Consider the following 253-nt stretch of genomic DNA (forward strand, 5'->3'; position numbering starts at 1 on the left):
TTTCTACGCGAAAATAGGTTCTGAGAAAAAAGCATTTGATATTGCAGATGTTGCCAATTCTATTTCTGAGAAATTGATTGACAGGCATCCTCATATCTACGGAGATGTTGAAGTTGAAAAGGAAGAACAGGTAAAACAAAATTGGGAAAAACTCAAACTAAAAGAAGGTAAAAAGTCTGTTTTAGAAGCAGTTCCCAAAAGTTTACCTGCCATGGTAAAAGCCAACCGTATTCAAGATAAAGTTTCGGGAGCT

At 36.0% G+C, this 253-nt stretch carries 1 protein-coding gene; it reads left to right on the forward strand.

What is annotated here, in order from left to right; translation table 11 throughout:
- Positions 1-253: MazG nucleotide pyrophosphohydrolase domain-containing protein (locus SM765_RS23025; protein WP_368981945.1), on the forward strand; the 253-nt coding region annotated here is incomplete at both ends.

It is taken from the genome of Pseudophaeobacter sp. 1A09344, from assembly GCF_041008745.1.
In the GTDB taxonomy this organism is placed as follows: domain Bacteria; phylum Pseudomonadota; class Alphaproteobacteria; order Rhodobacterales; family Rhodobacteraceae; genus Phycobacter; species Phycobacter gallaeciensis_A.